The organism is Massilia sp. BHUDP2, from assembly GCF_046236355.1.
Classification (GTDB): Bacteria; Pseudomonadota; Gammaproteobacteria; order Burkholderiales; family Burkholderiaceae_D; genus Telluria; species Telluria varians.
In genome coordinates, this window is the sequence record NZ_JBJUVW010000002.1 from 82,319 (window position 1) to 99,015 (window position 16,697).

The following is a 16,697-nucleotide window of genomic DNA, read 5'->3' on the forward strand; positions in this document are numbered from 1 at the left end:
AGAGAAAATGAGTTCTCGTCGAGATTTCTTTACCGGCGCCGCGGCGCTGGTCGGCGCCGGACTGGTGAGCCGCGCAGGCGCCGCCACCCTGCCCGAAGCGCCCGTGATGAGCACGGCAGCCACGCAACCGCCGCCGCCGCCGCCCAACGGCCGCCCGTACAACCCGGTGGTGACCCTGAACGGCTGGTCGCTGCCCTGGCGCATGAACAAGGGCGTCAAGGAGTTCCACCTGGTCGCCGAACCCGTGGTGCGCGAGATCGCGCCCGGCATGAAAGCCAACCTGTGGGGCTACAACGGCCAGAGCCCGGGACCCACGATCGAAGTGGTCGAGGGCGACCGGGTGCGCATTTTCGTCACCAACCGGCTGCCGGAGCATACCAGCATCCACTGGCACGGGCAGCGCCTGCCGAACGGCATGGACGGCGTCACCGGCCTGACGCAGCCCGGCATCCAGCCGGGCAAGACCTTCGTGTACGAATTCGTGGCACGGCGCCCGGGGACCTTCATGTACCACCCGCATGCGGACGAGATGGTGCAGATGGCGATGGGCATGATGGGTTTCTGGGTCACGCATCCGAAGAATCCGGCCCAGCACCGCGTCGACCGCGACTTCGTGTTCCTGCTGAACGCCTACGACATCGAGCCGGGCAGCTATACGCCGCGCGTCAACGAGATGCTGGACTTTAACCTGTGGACCTTCAACAGCCGCGCCTTCCCCGGCATAGACACGATGAACGTGCGCCTGAACGACCGGGTGCGCATCCGCGTCGGCAACCTGACCATGACCAACCACCCGATCCACCTGCACGGGCACGAGTTCGAAGTGACGGGCACCGACGGCGGATGGACCCGGCCGGAGTCGCGCTGGCCGGAAGTGACGACCGACGTCGGCGTCGGCCAGATGCGCGCCATCGAGTTCATCGCCAACGAGCCGGGCGACTGGGCCTTCCACTGCCACAAGTCGCACCACACCATGAACGCCATGGGACACGACGTGCCGACCCTGATCGGCGTCGACCACCGCGGCGTGGCCGAGAAGATCAGCAAGCTGGTTCCCGACTACATGGTGATGGGCGACAAGGGCGGGTCGATGGGCGACATGGAGATGCCGCTGCCCGACAACACCCTGCCGATGATGAGCGGCCAGGGCCCCTTCGGCGGCGTCGAGATGGGCGGCATGTTCACGGTGCTGAAAGTACGCAAGGACCAGAAAGCCGGCGACTACAAGGACCCGGGCTGGTACAAGCATCCGGCCGGTACCGTCGCCTACGAATGGCAGGGCGAGCCGCCCGCGGCGGTACGCAGCCAGTCGGCCGGCGGCCAGGCCATGCCGGCCGCCGCCAAGTCGCCGGAGGTGGAAGTGACCGTGCGCAAACCCAGGGGCCACCAGGGCCATCACTGATCGTTTTTCCGAAACAAACAAAAACAGGCAAGGAAAGGACACACCATGAAAGCATTTGCGAAACTCGGCCTCGCGATCCTGATCGCCGGCACCGCCCCACTGGCGTCAAGCCAGGACCAGCAGCACGCCGGCCACGGCGCCCATGACGCGGCTGCGACCAGCGCCGCGGCTGCGCTCACCGAGGGCGAAGTCAAGAAGGTCGACAAGGAGGCGGGCAAGATCACCCTGCGCCACGGCGAGATCAGGAACCTCAACATGGCCGCGATGACGATGGTCCTGCGCGTGCAGGATGCTGCGATCCTCGAGCAGGTCCAGGTGGGCGACAAGGTGAAGTTCGCCGCCGAGCGCCTGAACGGCGCCGTCACCATCGTCCAGATGCAGAAGGCGGAATAAGGAAACTCCATGCACATCAAGAATCTCGCCATCGCCACGGCCACCCTGGTGTCCGCGCTTGCCGCACCAGGCGCGCTGGCCCACACCAGGCTGGAAGCCTCTTCACCCCAGGCAAACAGCATCGTCAGCCCGGCCCCGGGCCAGGTGCGCCTGCAATTCAGCGACCCGCTCGAACTCCCGTTCAGCAAGCTGAAGCTGGTCGACGAACGGGGCCGTGTAGTCGAACCGACCAGGATCGCCATCGACCCGGCCAACGCCAAGACCCTGGTCGCCACCACACCTGGCCTGCACGCCGGCAGCTACCGGGTCCAGTGGAGCACCGTCACCCGCGACGGACACAAGGTCAAGGGCGAGTTCAGTTTCCAGGTGAAATAGGTGGAAGCGGAGCACGCCCTGCTGCAGCGCGCCGTCACCGTCGTCCTGAACCTGACCTTCGCCCTGCTGGTCGGCGCCGGCGCGGCATCCCTGTGGCTGCGCGCCGGCCGGTCCGCATGGGCGCAGGCGACTACGCAGCGCCTGCGCGGCACACTTCGGCTTGCCACCGGCGCCGCCATCGTGGCCTATGCCGCGATCCTGTGGATCGAAGCGGCGTCGATGGCGGAACTGCCCCTGGCGCAAAGCTGGCCCGCCGTGCGCTCGGTGATCGCGGCGACGCACTACGGCCTGGCATGGATGATCGGTGCGGCCGCGCTGCTGGTGGTGGCGCTGTCCGCTGCCGCTGCGCGCGGACAGGCAGCCTGGATCGCGATCGCCGCGCTCGCCGTGCTCCTGTACAGCCGCAGCATGGTCAGCCACGCCGGCGCCGGCGGCGACTTCAGCTGGGCGGTCGCGGCCGACTGGCTGCACCTGGTTCTGGTCAGCCTCTGGGTCGGGGAAGTCATCGTCGCCGGCCTGCTGGTGCTGAGGCGGATGCCAGGCGATGGGCCGATCGACAGGGCCGACTGCGCCGCCTATGTCGAAGCGCTCTCGCGCAGCGCCAGCGTCGCCCTGGCGGGGATTTTCCTGACCGGCGCGCTGGGCGCCTGGCGCGTGCTGGCGTCGCCGCAAGACCTGGTCGGCAACCCCTACGGCAGCGCACTGCTGCTCAAGGTCGGGCTGGTCCTGTGCGCGGCGATGCTGGGCGCCCTCAACCGCTTCGTCGTCATGCCGTCGCTGCTGGACGCGCTGCGCCAACCCGCACACGCCATGCACGATTCCCGGCCCCGTTTCGCTCGCATCCTGCAGGCCGAAACCGTTTTCCTGCTGGCGGCCGTCGTCGCTGCCGCAGTCCTCACGTCGACGCCACCGCCGATGGCGTCGTGAATAACAATATCTACAAGCAAGGAGCACACATGTTCAAGCAGTCACTGGCAGTATCCATCCTCGCCGTCGCGTTCGCAGGCGTCCATTCCGCCGCCCTCGCGGCCACGCCGAAAGAAACCGTCGCGGCTTTCCACGAAGCGCTCACCAGCGGCGACAAGGACCGGGCGCTCGCCTTGCTGTCGCCCGCGGTCGCCATCTACGAGGCCGGCTACGTCGAACGCTCGCGCGACGAATATGCCCACCATCACCTGGGCGGCGACATGGAGTTCGCGAAGACCACCACCCGCAAGCTGCTGAAACAAGGCGAACGGATCGATGGCAACACGGCCATCGTCTGGGAAGAAACCGAGACCACCGGCACCGCGCGCGGCAAGCCTGTGCATGCCTTCGGCACCGGCACGATGGTGCTCGAAAAAAAGGGTGAGGGCTGGACGATCGTGCACGTGCACTGGTCGTCGCGCAAGGCAAAGTAGGCCCGCCGCCCCGGCGCTTCCGGCGCCGGGGCGCCTCTTCACCCATCCCGCAGCCCCCCGGCAAGTCCCCCTTCCTCCCCGCCGCACGCCCCGCAAGGCGTCACCATCGTTGACTGTTCGTCAATACGAAAGTTATGGACGAGCTCGCAAAGTGCATATACCATTTAATTAATTGGTCAGACCAATAGCTATAGTGGTACGTGCAATACAAAATTGGCCTGAGCAGTTTTGTAGTTAAAAATAACACTTTGGAGACTAAAACATGATTCAAAGCTTGCAACGTACCAGCCTTGCGGCCGCCGTCGGCGTGCTTCTCAGCGCCTGTGGCGGTGGCGAACCCGAGACGGCGACCGCGATGTCGATGTCGAGAACCTCTTCCCTCGTGGTTTCCAGCGCCACGGCCACTACCGGCTGCCCGGCCCTGCCCCTGAACGGCGTCGACGCCCAGACCCTTACTGGCGCTTCCACGCCGCTCCAGCTGGGCAGCTACGGCACCCGCAGGCCCGGGGCGCCGGTCCTGGTGGGCGGCAAGCACTCGCCGGCCAACTACCGCGCCGCGCCGGTGCTGCCGAACTGGCAGTTCGCCACCTACGATCCGACGGGTGGCGTCCTGACGTTCGAATGCGAGGTGGCGCCGGACGCCGGCTGGCACAGCTACAAGCGCAGCGGCAGCGCGCACGAGAAAGTGGTCGTCACGGGCGGCCGCAATGCGGCGCCCCAGCACATCTACACGGTCTACAACGGCCAGCAGCTGGTCGCCGCGCTGAACGAAGCGGGACTGGCGCCGAAGATCGTCCGGATCGTCGGCCACATCGACATGCGGATGAGCGCCAACAACACCGTCTTCAAGGAATACGAAAGCTACACCGACCAGAAGTTCGGCGGCTCGATCAGCATCCCGTCGAACACCACCCTGGTCGGCATCAACGACGCCCAGGGCCGCGCCGCCCGCATCACCGGTACCACGCTCCTGATCGGCGGCGAGCTGGCGGCAAGCCAGGGCGGCGATGCGGAAGCCGACTTCAAGGAATGGATCGCGGCCGGCAAGAACGGCGACCTGTTCCCCACCTGGACCCGCAACATCATCATCCGCAACATCGCCCTCGATACTCCCTGGGACGTCAACCCGGAGGATTCGGCCAACGCCTATGCGGACGGCGTGACGATTTCGCGCTCCCAGAACATCTGGGTCGACCATGTCACCATCAGCGACGGCGATACGCCCGACCGGCTGGCCAGCGACACCCGCCACGACGGCGCGCTCGACATCGTGCGCGGCTCCGACTATGTGACGCTGTCGAACAGCAAGTTCTTCAAGCACGGAAAGACCACCCTGGTCGGCAACGGCGACAGCGGCCGCGCCTGGAGCGATGCCGGACGCCTGCACGTCACCTTTACCGGCCTGCACTGGCACGGGACCGCGAGCCGGCTGCCGCTGATCCGCTTCGGCCAGCTGCACACCTTCAACAACCTGCTCGAAGGCGACACCGCTCCGGCCGATCCGGACATGAAGTTCGCGGGCGGCCTGGACGTGCGCTACCAGTCCGACGTCCTGTCCGAACATAACTACTATCTGTTCAAGAACCTGAAGCCCTCCCAGGTGGGCGGCAAGGTCTCCAGCGGCAAGGACGCGATCAGCTACCGCGCCGCGGGCGAACTGTTCATCAACGACAAGGGCGACGACACGAAGCCCTGGGTCGGCGGGGCAATCGACATCTCGAGCGCCCTGATGGCGGCAACCGGCCTGCCGCGCCTCACCAGGTGGACGCCGCCCTACAACTACAGCGCCATGCCGGCCGACCAGGCCTGCGTGTTCGTGAAGAACAATGCGGGCGCCGGACGCGTCAACAATCCCGGCACCGACGCCACCTGCACCGCGGCCAGCACCACCACGCCACCGACCAACCCGACCGATCCGACGCCAACCGATCCGCCCCCGACCGATCCGCAGCCGCCGGTCATCGCTCCCACCTGCACGGCCCTGTTCAACTGCAGCTCCGGAGTCGGACAAGGCGTGATGAATGCGGCGGTGACGGCGCCGGTGGGAAGCTCGCTGCTCAATGGCGTGTACACCATCGCCGGCGGCGGCAACATCTCGACCTCCACCAGCTACAACTTCTTCTTCAAGTACATGCCCCTGACCGGCAACTTCACGATGACGGCGAAGATGCTGACCCAGGGCGGCAGCGCGAGCGGCGCCCGTGCCGGCCTGCTGGCGACCGACTCGGTGACGGGCCAGGGCACCTATGCGTGGACGGCGCGCTATGCCAGCACCGGTGAGATCCGACGCGCCATCAACGGCGACAACAAGTCGGTCCTGTCCGGCTACTCGACGACGACCCTGCCGGTGTGGGTGCGCATCGAACGCCGCGGCAATGCCCTGTACTCGGCGGCTTCGCGCGACGGCCTCACCTGGACCGAGGCGACCAGCGTCAACGTTACCGCGCCGACCCTGTATGTCGGCATGGCCGTCTCCTCGGGCAGCAACACGGTCGGCCAGTCCGCGAGCTTCAGCAAGCTCACGGTCGTCGGCGGTGGCCTGAACTGAGGCGCTTCAAGCACGCTTGCCTTTGCGACGGCCACGGCGGCCGTCGCAGCGGATATTCCTTTAACCCCATCCTGAACGAGTAAACCTCATGAAAGTGACAATGAAACCGATCGCCCTTCTCCTGGCCCTGTGCGCCTGCGTCTCGCCGGCCAGCGCCGCCAACATCTCCTACACCGGAGAGTTCGCCTACGATAACGAGGTCAAGCTGTTCCAGTTCACCGTCGACACCCTGTCCACGGTCGGCCTGCGCACCTGGTCGTATGCCGGCGGCATCAACGCCGCCGGCGAGACGATCGCCCGTGGCGGCTTCGACCCGATCGTGGCGCTGTTCAACTCGGCCGGCCAGCTGATCGGCGAGCAGGACGACGGCGGTTGCCGCAAGGTCGCCGCCGATGCGCTCACCCGCCAGTGCTGGGACATCAACTACAGCATCGAGCTGGCGCCGGGCACCTACACCGCGTCGCTCCAGCAATACAATAATTACCACGTCAGCAGCAACCTGGCGGACGGCTTCTATTACCAGGACGAGCAGTACCGCAACTTCCGCAACGGTTTCGTGGATGAAATGGACTTCAAGCGCAACGGTTCCTGGGCCTTCGACCTGCTGAACGTGAGCCTGCCGGCCCCGGCCGACGTGCCGGAACCCGGCTCGATCTGGCTGGTGGGCGCCGCGCTGGTTGGCTTGACGGCAACGCGCCGCCGCACAGCCGGGCGGTCCAGGGCCTGAGGCAACAGCGGCCGGCCGCCGGCATGCGTCGGCATGGCGGCGCCGAAGTCCGTGCTGGGCCGGCCCTTCACTTGCAGTGCTGGCGCATCATTTCCATGTGCTGGTCGCGCTGCTCGGGCGACATGTCTTGCATCTGGCGCTCTGCGATCGCCCGCCGCGCTTCCGCGTTCGGCGCGGCTTGCATCTCCCGGTGCATGGCGCACGTCCTTCCATCGTCGGAGTGTTGCGTCGCACTGCCGGCCGCGCCCCCGCCGGTTGCCGTTTCCAGTCCGTAGAATGGACCGGAAGGCGGGGCGCTGGTGGCGGCGGTGGACGGGCCGCCGTGCGATGCGGCGCAGCCGGCCAGGGCCAGCGCCCCCAGGACAGCCGTCAGACGGCGCGAAGGGTCCGGTGTGATGTTCATGATCGTGCTCCCGTTCGTCGACAAACGTGGCCGCCCAGGGTCCGTGCCCACGGTCCCCGGGGCAGCAATCGACAAGCTTCTTGAATCGTCGCTCGGATGTCAAGCAAGCGCGTGCGACAACTATTTTTTGACGAAAGTGCATCCAAATCGCCGCGTCCGGCGTAGAGCCTGTATCCGCATTGCGCCGCCCTTCGGCCGGCACGGTGGAAACCGGCAACAGACCTCTATCCAACTTCTACGACAGGACGCGACATGAACAAGAATACCCTCGCAAAACTCATCCTTTCCTCCAGCATCGCGGCGGCGCTGGCAGGCTGTGGCGGCAGCGACGATGACGACAAGACGGCCGCGCCCCCGGTCGCCACGCCACCGCCGGCCGCCGTCACCGCAGGAGATGTAGTAGTCCTGACGGCCAGCAACCGCCTGGTCTCGTTCAACCGCGACACCCCGGGCACGGCGCGCACCACGGTGGGCGTCACCGGGCTGCAGGCCGGCGAGAACCTGGTCGGCATTGACTACCGCCCGGCCGACGGCCTGCTCTACGGGGTCGGCAGCAGCGGGCGGATCTATACGCTCAATCCCGAGACCGGCGCCGCCACCCTCAAGTCGACCCTCGCGGCCGACAGCACCGACACCAGCGCTCCGTATACCGCCCTGGCCGGAACCGATTTCGGCGTCGACTTCAATCCTGCCGCCGACCGGCTGCGCGTGGTCGGCAACACCGGGCAGAGCCTGCGCATCAATGTCGATACCGGCGCGACCACGACCGACGGCAACATCAACGGCGGGGCTGCGAACACGGCGGTCACCGGCTCGGCCTATACCAATTCCTTTGCGGGCACGGCCGGCACCACCCTGTACGCGCTCGACAGCGCGACCGACACCTTGTATGTGCAGAATCCGCCCAACAACGGCAGCCTGGCGATGCCGGTTTCGCTCGGTGTCGATGGCGGCGCCGTCAACGGCTTCGATATCGACGCGCGCACCAATATGGGATACGCGGTGATGACGGTGAGCGGGACCCGCACGCTCTACACCATCAACCTGTCGGCCACGGCGAATGCTGCGGCGCCGGTAGGCGCGCTGGGCCTGACGGAAGACGTGCGTGGCCTGGCGCTGCGGGCGGCGCAAGCGCCGGTGGTGCTCGGCCTGACGGACAACGGCCGCATCGTGGCCTTCCGTCCCGCCTCCCCGAACACGCTCACCCTCGAAGTCGGGCTGGCCGGCCTGAATGCGAACGAGACCGTGGTCGGGATCGACTTCCGCCCGCGTGACGGACTACTCTACGGGATTACCTCGGCGGCGCGCATCGTCACCATCGACGCCGCCACCGGCACCACAACGGTCAAGGCAAGCCTGGCGGCCGACCCGGCCGACACCACCCAGCCGTATGCCGGCATGGTGGGCAGCATGTTCGCGGTCGACTTCAACCCGGTGGCCGACCGCCTGCGCGTGATCAGCGACCGCGGCCAGAGCCTGCGCATCAATGTGGACACCGGCGCCACCACCACCGACGGCACAGTCAACCGCCTCGGGGCGACGCCGATGGTGACGGCGGCGGCCTATACCAACAGCATTCCGAATGCGACGACGACCCAGCTGTTCGACATCGATACCGGCAGCGGCAACCTGGCGCTGCAGAATCCGCCGAACGACGGCACCCTGGTCAACGTCGGCCCGCTCGGGGTGGCGGCCGTCGGAGATGCCGGCTTCGACATCGCGGGCGGCGCCAACGGCATCGCGCTGGCGGCGCTGCGCACCGTCGCCGGCGGTCCGTCGTCGCTGTACCGCGTGGACCTCGCGACCGGCGCCGCCACGCTGGCGGCGGGCAGCGCGAACCCGGCGCTGTCGCTGGCGGGACCCGGCCAGGGCCTGGGCCTGCGCGACATCGCGATCTCGCTCAGGTGAGACGGCGCGTCATATCATCTTGACGGCCCGGCCGATGAAGAGGATCGGCCCGGTCGGGCGCCCGATCGGCGAGCCGGCCGGCGGTTCGAGGGTGATCTCGAACAGCTGGTTCGGCTGCAGCGGCGGCAGCTTGCCGAGCGGGACCTCGACCGCCTTGCCCGGCTCGACCAGGCCCAGGGAGACCGGTCGGTCCCAGCCGTCAGCCTTGGTCCACAACTGGAGTGCACGCGCCGGCGGCACCTCGGTGGGGCGCAGCGGGACCAGGCGCAGCCGGCCCTCATCGCTGGACTGCAGCACCCAGCCCGGCGCCATGTTCTGCGGCGCTGCCAGCACCACCATGTAGCGTGGCGCCGCCGGTCCGGGCGGCTGCAGGGTGACCACGGCCATCGCGACGGCAGCCGCGAAGCCGGCAGCGGCCAGCCCGCGCCACAGGTTCAGCCGGTCCCACCAGCCTGCGCGCGGCGCCGGCCGGGCGCCTTCCTGCCGGGCCAGCGAAGCCGCAATGCGCGGCCACAGCTGTGCGGACGGCTCTACCTGGTCGACCAGCTCCGTCAGCGGCAGCAGGCGCGCTTCCCAGTCGGCTACCGCGGCGCGCAGCGCCGGATCGTGCGGCAAGGCCGCTTTCAGCTCACGGCGCGCAGCGGCCGGCAGGGTGCCGATCACGTACTGGCCGGCCAGGTCCTGCCGATCGTCCTCGTTCTCGAGCTTCATCCCATGCACTCCCGCAGGGCGCTCAAGCCGCGCTTGATCCAGGCCTTGACCGTCCCCAGGGGCGACTCGAGGCGCTGCGCGATTTCGCTGTGCGAGCAGCCGTCGATGTACGCGTACAGGATGCTGTTGCGCTTGGCGGCGTCCAGCCCGACCAGGCAGTCGTGCAGCCGCCCGAGATCCTGGCGAAGGGCGAGCGCGTCGATCACCCCGTGCTCCTGCGCCGGGGTGGCGCCAAGGGCGTCGAGTTCCTCCTCGTCGACCGCCAGCTCGCGCTCGCCGCTGCGCACCAGGCTCAAGGCCTGGTTACGCACCACGCTGTAGATCCAGCCGCGGCCGGCGCCGCGGGCCGGATCGAAGCTGGCGGCCCGGGTCCAGATATTCAGGAAGGCGTCGTGCAGGACCTCCTCGGCGATCTGGCGGTGGCGCACGATGCGCAGGGCGACCCCGAGCAGCCTGCGGCCGTCCCGATCGTAGATCCCGCGCAGCGCAGCCTGCTCGCCGCGGGCGCAGCCGGCAAGGGCTGCCTCGTAGTCGAAATCCGCAGCAGACCTCATGCGGGACACCGCTCATGCATCGAAACCCCCTGGACAGGAAATAGTTGCCACGATGATAATCGAACTCCCGACGGTGGACGAGCGGATTCGTCGCGAACAAGGCCGCGCACACCGTTCGAAAGCGGTTCAGCATCGAAACGACCGGCCCGGCACTTGGCGAACGCGGGATTTTCCTTTATACATACCCGGTTTCCATTCTCATGAGCCGACGACGACCCGCATGAATGTCCTGCCACCCACCCTGCGCCTGACGGCGGGCACCGTCGTCAGCGCCACCTGCGTCGTCGCCCTCCTGTATTTTGGCCGTGAAGTACTCGAGCCGCTGGCCCTGGCCCTGATCCTCAGCCTGGTGCTGGCGCCGCTGGTGCGCAGCATGACGCGGGTCGGGCTGGCGCGCATGCCGGCCGTGCTGCTGTCGGTGGCCCTGGTCGCCACCGGGGTGGGCGCCATCGGCGCGGTCCTGTTCGACCAGCTGGTGACGATCACCCGCGACCTGCCGCAGTACCGCAAGGCGATCAAGACCAAGGTGGCCAACGTGCGCGAACTGGTCGAGCGCCCGATCAGCCGCATCGAGGCCGAGCTGAGCGCGGTGGCGCCGGTACCAAGCACCGAAGCTGCGCGGGTACGGCGCGGCAACCTGGTGGTCACCCCCAACCAGCCGCTGCCGGTGGAAGTGCGCACCCCGCGCACCATGAAGGACACGCTGGGACGGGTCATCAACCTGGTCTGGGGCCCGATCGGCGAGGCCGGCGTGGTGCTGATCCTGCTCGTCTTCATCCTGCTCGAGCAAAGCTCGCTGCGCGACCGGCTGGTGCGCCTGGCCGGCCAGGCCGAGGTCAGCCGCACCATCCGCACCCTGGGCGACGCGGCCCAGGGCGTGTCGCGCTTCTTCTTCTCGCAGTTCATCGTGAACTTCACCTTCGGCGTGGTGATCGGCGTGTCGCTGTGGCTGGCCGGGATCCCGCATGCGATCCTGTGGGGCGTGCTGAGCGGGGTGCTGCGCTTCGTGCCCTACCTGGGCGTGCTGCTGGCGGGGACGATCATCGCGGTGTTCGTGGCCGCCATCGACCCCGGCTGGTCGCTGGCGCTCACCTGCATGGCGATCTTCCTGGCCTTCGAACTGGTGCTGGCCAATTTCATCGAGCCAAAGGTGTACGGCCACAGCTCCGGCCTGTCGCCGCTGGCGGTGATCGTCTCGGCCCTGTTCTGGGGCGCGCTATGGGGGCCGGTCGGCCTGCTGCTGTCGACCCCGCTGACCCTGTGCCTGGTGGTGGCCGGCCGCCACGTGCGGGCGCTGGCGCCGATCACCATCCTGCTCGGCGACGCGCCCAACATGTCGGACGCCGAGCGCTTCCACCAGCGCGTGCTGGCCGGCGAAGCCGACGAGCTGACCAAGGATGCGCGCGCCTACGTGCGCCGCTACAGCTTCGCGCGCTATTGCGACCACGTGCTGCTGCCCGGCCTGCGCATGGCGGTGTCGGACCTTGGCGCCGGCACCATCGACAAGGCGCAGGAAACGCGCATGCGCGCCGTCATCGCCAACATCGCCGACACCGTGGCCACGGCTTCGGAGAGCGGCGCGCGCGGACGCCGCAAACCCGTACCGCTGCTCGATGCGAACATCGGCGCCCACCTGCGCCAGATGCGCGAAGCCCGTTTCGGGCGCTGGCAGGGTTCGCTCGACGTGCCGGCCGGTTCGATCGTGCTGTGCGCCGGGCTGCCGTCCGAGCGCGACGAGTTCCTGACCGAGCTCTTGGTGCGCGCGCTGCGCGAGGGCGACGTCGATGCCCGCAGCCTGGTGGTGGGCGCGCCGGTGGAGCGTCCGGAAGGCAGCGCGCCGGAGCTGGTGTCGACCGTGTTCATCACCTACCCGCGCCAGGACAATTTCGAGGCCTGGCGCGCCGCCGTGGCCGAACTGCGCAAGGACCTGCCGGAAGCGCTGATGGTCACGGTCCTGCTGCCCTACGACGAACAGCTGCCCAAGCGGGCCCTGGTCGAGGCCTATGTCGACATGATCCTGCGCTCCTTCGAGGAAGGGCTGGCCTTCGTGGCGCCGGACCGCAATGCCGCAGCCCGGACCGCCATGCCCGAACCCGTTCGTTGAACCGCAGTTTGTTGTTTTCCGACCGTCCTCACATAGAAAAATGGGCGAGATTTGCGGCAGTCTTTACGGCTCGGGATGTTTCCCACGTAAAATGCTTGCCTATCGGCACTATTTTTCTCATGGCGGAATATGAAATCGGTTCAACAAGAAGTCGACGAACGCAGCAACCTCACCGGCACCAATAAATTCGAGCTCCTCCTATTCCGCCTCGGCGGCGACGAGAACGGCGAGCGCAGCGAACTCTTCGGCATCAACGTGTTCAAGATCCGCGAGATCGTCGCGATGCCGGAGATCACCGCCGTGGCCGGCTCGATGCCCCATGTGCTGGGGGTGGTGAACCTGCGCGGCCAGATCATCCAGGTGCTGGACCTGCCCGCGATCGCCGGCGTCAAGCCGAAAACCGGCCTGAACATCATGCTGGTGACGGAGTTCGCCCGCACCACCCAGGCCTTCGCCGTCGAGAGCGTCGAGGAAATCGTGCGCCTGGACTGGAACCAGGTGATGTCGGCCGAGCACGCCGCCGGCAGCGGCATGGTCACCAGCATCGCCCGCCTGCCGGAAGAAAACGGCCAGCCGAGCCGCCTGGCGCAGGTGCTGGACGTCGAGACCATCCTGCGCAACATGAACCCGGATTCCGGTCCCGAGATCAACCAGCAGACGGTCGGCGCCAGGATCCAGATCAAGCCGGGTTCGGTCGTGCTGGCCGCGGACGACTCGGTGGTGGCGCGCGCCCTCATCGAACAGGGCCTGGACGCCATGGGCCTGCCCTTCATCATGGTCAAGAGCGGCAAGGAAGCCTGGGACCAGCTCAACAGCATCGCGAATGCCGCCGAAGCCGAGGGCAAGAGCGTGCACGACAAGGTCGCCCTGGTGCTGACCGACCTCGAGATGCCGGAAATGGACGGCTTCACGCTTACCCGGACCATCAAGAAGAGCGGCCGCTTCGCCAGCCTGCCGGTGATCATCCATTCGTCGCTGTCCGGCACCACGAACGAAGAGCACGTCAAGAACGTGCAGGCCGACGCCTACGTGGCCAAGTTCTCGGCCGAGGAGCTGGCGGCGACGATCCGACGCCTCCTGCGCCAGTAAGCCCCCCGACTCAGGTTTTTTGCGCGGCGGTCAACCCGACACGCATCACATTCGTTGTGATGTAACAAACATTAACACATTCGACATCGTGCGCAGCGGCGCAGAATGTATTATTGACAACAAGTCGGTACGTTATCGGGGGTACCGGCCAGGCGGGGAGCACTTTCTCCGCCGACAGGACAAAGCAGGTTCGCGCGGCAAGCATACCGCCGTTCCCGCGGAGAGCACACCATGCCGCAACGAAGACGAGACGAGAACACCGCTGTAACTGCCGAGTACGCCTTCTTTCTGGCGGAAACCCGGGGCCTGCGCTTCGCCCTTGACTACCTCGACAATTGCCATATCCCGCGCGACATCCTGCTGCGCGCCTATGAGCAGCCCGAGCGCCGCCGCAAGGGCGAACGGCGCCGCTATCCCCGCAACGACTGAAGCTTCCGTCATCCCGAACCCTGCAAGCGTCCGTGCGCCGTGCTACCGTGGCGGCTCGATCCGACAAGGCCGATCATGGGACATGCATACCGCTGGCAGCCGCTCGACGGCATCGGGCTGGAACACCTGAATCTTGATTACCGGGACGACGTGATCGTCGCCGAAGGCGTCGTCGTCGGCGATCGCGGCGACGGGCCCTTCGGCTGCAGCTACCGGATCTGCTGCGATACCGCCTGGCGGGTGCGCTCGGTCGAGGTGCACGCGGCCGGCGGCGCCTCCCTGGTGCTCACCAGCGACGGCAGCGGCCACTGGCGCGACGGCGACGGCGCACTCCAGCCCCAGCTCGGCGGCTGTACCGACGTCGACATCGCCGCCACGCCCTTTACCAACACCCTGCCGGTACGGCGGCTCGGCGCCGCCCTGCAAGCGCGCACCAGGATCGCGGTCGTCTACATTCCCGTGCCCGCGCTGGCGGCGCGCCGCATGGAGCAGGCCTATACCCGGCTGGACGGTGGCCGCTACCTGTACGAGGGACCGATCGGCGACTTCCAGGCCGAACTGGAGCTCGATGCCGACGGCCTGGTGCGGCACTACCCTTCGCTGTTCACCCGGCTGCTCCCGGCCTGAACCCGCAGCCCCTCCTGCACCCGGCCCAGCAGGGTCTCGAGCTGGCGCCGCTCGCCCTCGTCCAGGCCGGCCAGCGCCTGGGCCGCCAGCACCAGGCCGGCCTGCCGCAGTTCGGCATGCACGGCCTGGCCGCTGGCGCTCAGGTACAGGCGGGTGCTGCGGCGGTCAGCCTCGTCGGCGCGTGCCTCCACCAGGCCTTTCTCGCGCAAGCCCTGCACCAGGCGCGTCACCTGCGCCTTGTCGCGGCCCGAGCGCTGCACCAGGTCGCGGCCGGTCGCTCCCGGGTGACGCGCGATATGGCCGAGCGCCCGGTTTTCCATGTGGGTGAGTTCGTGGGCGCTGGCGCGCAGCGCACGATATTGCTGGGCGCGATACAGATGCATGATCTCGTGGATCGCTTCGAAGACGTCGCTGCCGGGGCGAGAGGGAGCCTGATTCATGGGTTGGTTGACTTCATCAACTAAGTTATCGATAATAGATGATATTATCAACCAATTTGGATCAGCATGGAACAGCCAAATCGCAAGGGCGTACGACGCGTGCGCCATGAACTGCACATCCGTGATGTCACCGTGTCCCGCGTTGACGCGCTCGGCGACTCCTTCGTACGCATCCGTTTCCGCGGCGAGGGTCTTGCCCGGTTCGTGTCGGCCTCATTCGACGACCACGTCAAATTCATCTTCGCCGGCGTCGACGGCGCCCAGGTCCGGCGCGACTTCACCCCGCTGGACTACGACGCCGACGCGCGTGAAGTCAGCCTGGAGTTCGCGCTGCACGGCGGCGGTGCCGCGAGCGACTGGGCGCGCGCCGCCGCCGTCGGCCAGCCGGCCGTCATAGCGGGGCCACGGGGCTCGATGATCATCCCGGAAGACCTCGACTGGCACTTGCTGGCGGGCGACCGCAGCGCCCTGCCCGCGATCCGGCGCCGCCTGGCCGAGCTGCCTGCCAGCAGCCGGGTACTGGCCGTGATCGCGGCCGACGGCGCCGAGCGCCTGCCGCCGGTCTCGCGGGCGCAGGTCGAGGTGGCCTGGGTCGACAGCGACGCGGACCTGGTGGCTGCCCTGCGCGCCCTGTCCCTGCCCGCGGGCGAAGGTTTCGCCTGGTTTGCCGGCGAAGCCGCGACCGCCAGGCAGGTTCGCAGCGTGCTGCTCGAGGAAAAGCGGATCGCGAAAGACGCCATGCGCGTCTCTGCGTACTGCAAGCAAGGCGTGGCCGACCACCACGAGCATCTCGACTGAGCCACCCCGCCGGCGCGTTTCAGGCCTGTCTCGCCATCGATCTCCACCTAATGGAAGAGGCCGGCCCCTATTTTGTAAAACGCACTTCCCCACAATTCACACATATCCGCAAATGCTGTGCCTCCACGCCACATATTGCCAATTTGCATTTCATTCTCCACAGAAATCTGTTTAAATTTTGTTCGCAGCAGCCGAGGCGATCGATGACTGAATCGATTCACAAGCCTTGCATTCGTTACTTTCATAAAAAGGAAAAGAAATGGCCGATTGCTATGTGGGGGAAATCCGCATGTTCGCCGGAACGTACGCTCCCGAAGGATGGGAGATGTGTAACGGGCAGATTCTTCCCATTTCGGGATACGAGGCGCTGTACACGCTGATCGGCACGACCTATGGCGGAGACGGCCAGACCACGTTCGGCCTGCCTGACCTGCGCGGCAGGGTCCCCGTCAGCACGGGTGTGAGCAGGCAAGGCATCAACTACAACCTCGGCCAGGCCGGCGGCACCGAAACGGTGACCCTGACGACTGCCGAAATGGGCGTCCATACCCATGCCGTGAATGCAAACTCGGCGCCCGGCACCGACGCCAACGCCGAAAACAGATTCTGGGGCGGCCCGACCGTGACCGCCTATGAAAAGCCTGGAACCGCCGCCCTGGTGCCAATGAAGCCGAATGCCATCGGCGTTGCCGGTGGAAATCAGCCGCACGAGAACATGATGCCCTTCATGGCGCTGACCTTCATTATCGCGACGAACGGGATCTTCCCGTCCTTCAATTAAGCAGCGCA

General features: G+C 67.1%; 18 protein-coding genes. 14 read left to right on the forward strand and 4 right to left on the reverse strand.

Going from position 1 to position 16,697, the window contains the following annotated elements:
- Nucleotides 1–7 precede the first annotated feature (7 nt).
- From ACK6C6_RS11135 to ACK6C6_RS11165, 7 genes are all read left to right on the forward strand, one after another.
- A complete protein-coding gene (locus tag ACK6C6_RS11135) occupies nt 8–1,402 on the forward strand; it encodes a multicopper oxidase family protein (protein WP_409267381.1) in 1,395 nt (464 codons plus the stop codon).
- Nucleotides 1,403–1,447: 45 nt separating this feature from the next.
- Nucleotides 1,448–1,795 (forward strand): copper-binding protein, encoded by a 348-nt coding sequence (locus ACK6C6_RS11140; RefSeq protein WP_409267382.1) that lies wholly within the window; start codon nt 1,448–1,450, stop codon nt 1,793–1,795.
- A 9-nt stretch (nt 1,796–1,804) separates the two neighbouring features.
- A complete protein-coding gene (locus ACK6C6_RS11145; RefSeq protein ID WP_209586680.1) occupies nt 1,805–2,170 on the forward strand; it encodes a copper resistance protein CopC in 366 nt (121 codons plus the stop codon).
- Nucleotides 2,171–3,097: a copper resistance D family protein gene (locus ACK6C6_RS11150; protein ID WP_409267383.1), complete on the forward strand. Its 927-nt coding sequence runs from the start codon at nt 2,171–2,173 to the stop codon at nt 3,095–3,097.
- Between the two features lie 29 nt (nt 3,098–3,126).
- The gene (locus ACK6C6_RS11155) at nt 3,127–3,570 is read left to right on the forward strand and encodes a YybH family protein (protein ID WP_409267384.1); all 444 of its coding nucleotides are present in this window, start codon (nt 3,127–3,129) and stop codon (nt 3,568–3,570) included.
- Nucleotides 3,571–3,832: 262 nt separating this feature from the next.
- The gene (locus tag ACK6C6_RS11160) at nt 3,833–6,118 is read left to right on the forward strand and encodes a hypothetical protein (protein WP_409267385.1); all 2,286 of its coding nucleotides are present in this window, start codon (nt 3,833–3,835) and stop codon (nt 6,116–6,118) included.
- 100 nt (nt 6,119–6,218) lie between these two features.
- Nucleotides 6,219–6,845 carry a DVUA0089 family protein gene (locus ACK6C6_RS11165; RefSeq protein WP_409267386.1) on the forward strand — a complete coding sequence of 209 codons (627 nt, stop codon included), beginning with the start codon at nt 6,219–6,221 and terminating at the stop codon, nt 6,843–6,845.
- Between the two features lie 67 nt (nt 6,846–6,912).
- On the opposite strand, the gene ACK6C6_RS11170 is transcribed toward ACK6C6_RS11165, so the two are convergent.
- Nucleotides 6,913–7,248: a hypothetical protein gene (locus ACK6C6_RS11170; RefSeq protein ID WP_409267387.1), complete on the reverse strand. Its 336-nt coding sequence runs from the start codon at nt 7,246–7,248 to the stop codon at nt 6,913–6,915.
- 252 nt (nt 7,249–7,500) lie between these two features.
- Between ACK6C6_RS11170 and ACK6C6_RS11175 the strand changes: the two genes are divergently transcribed.
- On the forward strand, nt 7,501–9,156 hold the full coding sequence (locus ACK6C6_RS11175; RefSeq protein WP_409267388.1) for a DUF4394 domain-containing protein: 1,656 nt from the start codon (nt 7,501–7,503) through the stop codon (nt 9,154–9,156).
- A gap of 9 nt (nt 9,157–9,165) precedes the next feature.
- On the opposite strand, the gene ACK6C6_RS11180 is transcribed toward ACK6C6_RS11175, so the two are convergent.
- Together ACK6C6_RS11180 and ACK6C6_RS11185 are read right to left on the reverse strand one after the other, a co-directional pair.
- Entirely contained in the window at nt 9,166–9,867 is a 702-nt protein-coding gene (locus ACK6C6_RS11180) for an anti-sigma factor domain-containing protein (RefSeq protein WP_409267389.1), read from the reverse strand.
- Nucleotides 9,864–10,421 carry a sigma-70 family RNA polymerase sigma factor gene (locus tag ACK6C6_RS11185; RefSeq protein WP_409267390.1) on the reverse strand — a complete coding sequence of 186 codons (558 nt, stop codon included), beginning with the start codon at nt 10,419–10,421 and terminating at the stop codon, nt 9,864–9,866. Before ACK6C6_RS11185 ends, ACK6C6_RS11180 begins: the two co-directional genes overlap by 4 nt.
- Before the next feature lie 220 nt (nt 10,422–10,641).
- On the opposite strand from ACK6C6_RS11185, the gene ACK6C6_RS11190 reads away from it, so the two are divergent.
- The 4 genes from ACK6C6_RS11190 (at nt 10,642) to ACK6C6_RS11205 (ending at nt 14,670) form a co-directional block, all read left to right on the forward strand.
- A complete protein-coding gene (locus ACK6C6_RS11190) occupies nt 10,642–12,525 on the forward strand; it encodes an AI-2E family transporter (RefSeq protein WP_409267391.1) in 1,884 nt (627 codons plus the stop codon).
- Between the two features lie 129 nt (nt 12,526–12,654).
- Complete coding sequence (locus ACK6C6_RS11195; protein ID WP_209586688.1) at nt 12,655–13,614, forward strand: chemotaxis protein; 960 nt, start codon at nt 12,655–12,657, stop codon at nt 13,612–13,614.
- A gap of 231 nt (nt 13,615–13,845) precedes the next feature.
- Complete coding sequence (locus tag ACK6C6_RS11200; protein WP_209586689.1) at nt 13,846–14,043, forward strand: hypothetical protein; 198 nt, start codon at nt 13,846–13,848, stop codon at nt 14,041–14,043.
- Between the two features lie 75 nt (nt 14,044–14,118).
- Nucleotides 14,119–14,670 (forward strand): putative glycolipid-binding domain-containing protein, encoded by a 552-nt coding sequence (locus ACK6C6_RS11205; protein ID WP_409267392.1) that lies wholly within the window; start codon nt 14,119–14,121, stop codon nt 14,668–14,670.
- Here the strand turns inward: ACK6C6_RS11205 and ACK6C6_RS11210 are convergent.
- Nucleotides 14,634–15,110 (reverse strand): MarR family winged helix-turn-helix transcriptional regulator, encoded by a 477-nt coding sequence (locus ACK6C6_RS11210; RefSeq protein ID WP_409267393.1) that lies wholly within the window; start codon nt 15,108–15,110, stop codon nt 14,634–14,636. The genes ACK6C6_RS11205 and ACK6C6_RS11210 overlap by 37 nt on opposite strands.
- 66 nt (nt 15,111–15,176) lie before the next feature.
- Between ACK6C6_RS11210 and ACK6C6_RS11215 the strand changes: the two genes are divergently transcribed.
- Together ACK6C6_RS11215 and ACK6C6_RS11220 are read left to right on the forward strand one after the other, a co-directional pair.
- Nucleotides 15,177–15,908 (forward strand): siderophore-interacting protein, encoded by a 732-nt coding sequence (locus ACK6C6_RS11215; protein WP_409267394.1) that lies wholly within the window; start codon nt 15,177–15,179, stop codon nt 15,906–15,908.
- 259 nt (nt 15,909–16,167) lie between these two features.
- On the forward strand, nt 16,168–16,689 hold the full coding sequence (locus ACK6C6_RS11220) for a phage tail protein (RefSeq protein WP_409267395.1): 522 nt from the start codon (nt 16,168–16,170) through the stop codon (nt 16,687–16,689).
- Nucleotides 16,690–16,697 lie beyond the last annotated feature (8 nt).